This is a genomic window from Halorubrum sp. SD612, from assembly GCF_002135005.1.
This window is the reverse complement of record NZ_NEWI01000188.1, coordinates 1-4,214: the sequence shown is the minus strand read 5'-3', so window position 1 is coordinate 4,214 and position 4,214 is coordinate 1. Positions and strand designations below refer to the sequence as shown.

Here is a 4,214-nt window from a genome sequence, read left to right as displayed (position 1 = left end):
CTCCGAGCGCTCACCGCGTCCCTCGCGGGCTGGCTCGCGGCCGCCGGTGGCGGCCGCTCGCAGGCGCGCCGCCGCCTACCCTTTATACGCCCCCGTCGCTGTCGTTCAGGACTTTTTAAACACGACATCGCGGCCGGCGATCTGCGCTACTCACTCCCGCTATCGATCGTTCGTCGGGAGCGACTCCCTCACTCGAAAGAGATGTAGAAACTGAAACCGGACGAGACGGGCGCCGAAAGAACCGAGAAAACCGCGAGCGCGCGGTCGCCTCAGAACGTCTCCAGGTAGCGGTCCTCCTCCCACTGCGACACCTGGGTGAGGTACTCACTGAACTCCTGGGACTTCGCCTCGGCGAACTTCTCGGACGTGTGGGGCCCGAGCGCGTCCTGAAGCACCTCGTCCTCCTCTAGCTCCTCGACGGCGGCGCCGAGGTTCGGCGGGAGCGTCTCGATCCCGTACTCCTGACGCTTCGCGTCGTCGAACTCGTAGATGTCCTCGCGGACCGGGTCGCCCGGGTCGGCCTCGGTCTTGATCCCGTCGAGGCCGGCGGCGATGAGCGACGCCATCCCGAGGTAGGGGTTACAGGACGGGTCGGGGCTGCGGACCTCGAACCGCGCGGAGACGCCCGCGGCGTCCGGGACGCGGACGAGCGCGGAGCGGTTCGTGTCGGACCACGCCACGTAGATGGGCGCCTCGTAGCCGGGCACCAGGCGCTTGTAGGAGTTCACGGTCGGGTTCGTCACGGCCGTGAACGCGGGCGCGTGGTTCAGGATGCCGCCCATGAACTGGTAGGCCGTCTCGCTGAGGTTGAACTCGTCGCCGTCGTCGGCGAACGCGTTGCCGTCCTCGTCGAACAGCGAGATGTGGCTGTGCATCCCCGAGCCGTTGATGTCGGCGATCGGCTTGGGCATGAACGTCGCGTGGAGGTCGTGCTGCTCGGCGACCGCGCGGACGACCGCGCGGAACGTCGCGATGTTGTCCGCGGTCGTGAGCGCGTCGTCGTACTTGAAGTTGATCTCGTGTTGCCCCTCGGCGACCTCGTGGTGGGAGGCCTCGATCTCGAAGCCCATCTCCTCGAGGGTGAAGATGATCTCCTTGCGCACGTCGGACGCGAGGTCCTTCGGCGCCAGGTCGAAGTACCCGCCGTTGTCGTGGGGGATCGTGGTCGCGTTGCCGTCGTCGTCCTTCTCGAACAGGAAGAACTCCGGCTCCGGACCGATCGAGACGGAGTAGCCCATCTCCTCGGCCTCCTCGAGGACGCTCTTGAGGACCTGCCGCGGCCCGCCGACGAAGGGCTCGCCGTCGGTGGTCACGATGTCACAGATGAGCCGCGCGGCGCCGCTGTCGCCGTCGCCGTCGCTGCGCCACGGGAGCACCGCGAAGGTGTCGGGGTCGGGGACGAGCCGCATGTCCGACTCCTGGATGCGTACGAACCCCTCGATGGAGGAGCCGTCGAAGTAGATGCCCTCGGTGAACGCCTTCTCCGCCTGGTGGGCGGGGACGGAGACGTTCTTCACGACGCCGAGGATGTCGGTGAACTGGAGCCGCAGGAAGTCGACGTTCTCCTCTTCGATCTCGTCGAGCACCGCCTGTTCCTCGGCCGTGAGGCCGCCGTCCGGTTTCGCGTGTTCGTCCGTCATGTTCTGGACGCTTGATTCCTTATCTGCCAGTATAAAGGCCTTATCGCTTGGCGCATGAACCGCCGGACAGGCAAAACTGCTGGACGTTCGTAAAATTCTAAACCCCCGAACGCGTGAATTGGTGTGATGACGTACGAAAACCTCGACGCGAAGCTCATCAACTCGCTACTCAGCAACGGCCGCGCGAGCCTCCGGAGCCTGGGCGACGAGCTCGACGTGTCCGTGACGACCGTTTCGAACCACCTCCGCGACCTCGAAGAGGAGGGCGTGATTCGGGGGTACACCCCCGTCGTCGACTACGACAAGCTCGGTTACGACGTGACGGCCGTGCTCCAGCTCAAGGTCGAGGGGAGCGCGCTGCCGGACGTCACCGAGAAGCTGCGCCAGGAGAAACAGATGGTGAGCGTCTACGAGGTCACCGGCGACTACGACGTGATCGCCATCGGGAAGTTCACCGACACGGACGGGATGAACGACCAGATCAAGTCGATCCTCACGGACGCGGACATCCGCGAGTCGAACACGAGCGTCGTCTTGAACGCCGTCACGGAGAACGAGCAGTTCGACCTCGACGTCGAGGAGTAGTTCGCCCGGACGCCGGACCGGTCCTCCCTCAGTTCTCCGCTCGCCGCTCCGCCGCGGCCTCCAAGGCCTCCACCGCCGGGAGCGGCTCGCCCGTCAGCGCGCGGATGTACGCGCCGCCCGCGATGGAGACGTGCGAGAAGTCGCCCTCGTCCATGCCGTACATCTCGATGGCCCGCGAGGTGTCGCCGCCGCCGACGACCGAGAAGCAGTCCGTCTCCGCGATCGCTTCGAGGACGCCGACGGTGCCGTCGGCGAACCGCTCGTCCTCGAAGACGCCGAGCGCGCCCTTCACGAAGACGGCGTCGGACTCGCGGATCGGCGGCTCGTAGTCGTCCACCGTCGCCGCGCCCACGTCGAGGTACCCCGTCTCCTTCTCCGCTATGTCGTCGACCGCGACCTCGGCGCGCTCGCCGTCCTCCCCCTCGTACGCGAGGTCGCTCGCGAGGCGGATCGCGTCGCCCCGCTCGTCGAGGACCGACTCGATCAGCTCGCGGTTCCGCTCCCACTGCTCGTCGAAGAGGTCCATCTCGCCCACGTCGTGGCCGACCGGGTGCCCCGCGGCGCGTAAGAAGAGCTCGCCCGCGACGCCCCCGAGCAGGAAGCGGTCGACGCGGTCGTCCAACGCGTCCATCACGCCGATCACGTCGGTCGCCTTCGTCCCGCCGACGACCATCGTGACGGGGCCGTCGAACTGGCGGGTGGCGATGGTGGTGTTCGCCTCGTACTCGGTCTCCATCACGCGGCCCGCGTACGCGGGGAGGACGAGCGGGAAGCCGACGAGCGAGGCGTGTTTCCGGTGCGCCGCCGAGTACGCGTCGTTGACGTACGCGTCGAAGCGCGGCGCGAGCGCCTCGACGAACGCCGTCTCCGCCTTCTCCTCGGGCGACGCCTCCGGGAGTTCGTCCTCGCACATCCGGGCGTTCTCCAACAGGAGGACCTCGCCCGCGCCGAGCGCGTCGATCGCCGCCAGCGCCTCGTCGCCGTACGTGTCGGCCACGAACGCCACGTCGCGCCCGACGTGGTCGGCGAGGATCTCGGCGTGGCCGGCGAGCGACGTGAAGTCGTCGCGGCCGGGGCGGCCCTGATGGGCCATGAGCACGACGCGGTGGCCCGCGTCGGCCAGTTCGCGGACGGTCTCCGCGTGGCGCTCGAAGCGGCGGTTGTCCTGCGGTGTTCCGTCCTCGATCGGCGAGTTGAGGTCGAGCCGAACGAGGACGCGTTTGTCTGCCGGGAGGTCGTCGATGGTGTCGAACGTGGGCATGGGTGAACGGTCGTCGATGAAATATTTAAGAAGTGGTTCTCCGGGGGAACGTTGCCGCCCGGCTGTCGGGTTCGTTCGTCAGCCGCGGTCGGGCGCTCAGGCCTCGTCGTGGACGTACGCGGCCATGTCGAGCATCCGGTTCGAGAAGCCGTACTCGTTGTCGTACCAGGTGAGGATCTTCAGCAGCTTCCCGCCGGCGATGACGTTCGTCGACCCGAGGTCGACGTAGCTGGAGAAGGGGAGGCCGACGATGTCCGAGGAGACGACCTCGTCGTCGGTGTAGCCCAAGACGCCCGCGAGCGGGCCGGAGTCGGCTGCGTCGCGGAAGGCGGCGTTGACCTCCTCCGCGGTGACCGTCTCGTCGAGGCTGACGACGAACTCGGTGAGCGAGCCGGTCGGGACCGGGACGCGCATCGCCATCCCGTCGATCTTCCCCTCCAGCTGCGGGAGGACTTCCTGCGCGGCGCCCGCGGCGCCGGTAGAGGTGGGGACGATGTTCTCGGCGGCCGCGCGCCCGCGGCGGCGCTTGGCCATCGGGCCGTCGATGAGGCTCTGCGAGCCGGTGTACGCGTGGACGGTCGTGAGGGTGCCGGCGTCGATCCCGAACTCCGCGTCGAGCACCTTCGCGACCGGCGTGATGGAGTTCGTGGTACAGGAGGCGTTCGAGATCACGTCGTCGCCCTCGTACTCGTCGTGGTTGACGCCGTAGACGAGCTGTTTGACCGGCT

4 protein-coding genes are annotated in these 4,214 nt (G+C 67.7%); 1 reads left to right on the top strand and 3 read right to left on the bottom strand.

The window, feature by feature from the left end:
* Positions 1-269: 269 nt before the first annotated feature.
* Complete coding sequence (glnA, locus tag B9G38_RS14685) at positions 270-1,640, bottom strand: type I glutamate--ammonia ligase (protein ID WP_086220870.1); 1,371 nt, start codon at positions 1,638-1,640, stop codon at positions 270-272.
* A gap of 126 nt (positions 1,641-1,766) precedes the next feature.
* On the opposite strand from glnA, the gene lrp reads away from it, so the two are divergent.
* The gene (lrp, locus tag B9G38_RS14680; RefSeq protein WP_004597351.1) at positions 1,767-2,225 is read left to right on the top strand and encodes an HTH-type transcriptional regulator Lrp; all 459 of its coding nucleotides are present in this window, start codon (positions 1,767-1,769) and stop codon (positions 2,223-2,225) included.
* Positions 2,226-2,253: 28 nt separating this feature from the next.
* Here lrp and B9G38_RS14675 read toward each other — a convergent pair whose 3' ends face one another.
* Entirely contained in the window at positions 2,254-3,486 is a 1,233-nt protein-coding gene (locus B9G38_RS14675) for a phosphoglycerate kinase (RefSeq protein WP_086220869.1), read from the bottom strand.
* Positions 3,487-3,582: 96 nt separating this feature from the next.
* Positions 3,583-4,214, bottom strand: a 632-nt coding sequence (locus tag B9G38_RS14670; protein WP_394334932.1) for a type I glyceraldehyde-3-phosphate dehydrogenase, incomplete at its 5' end; no start/stop codon positions are given.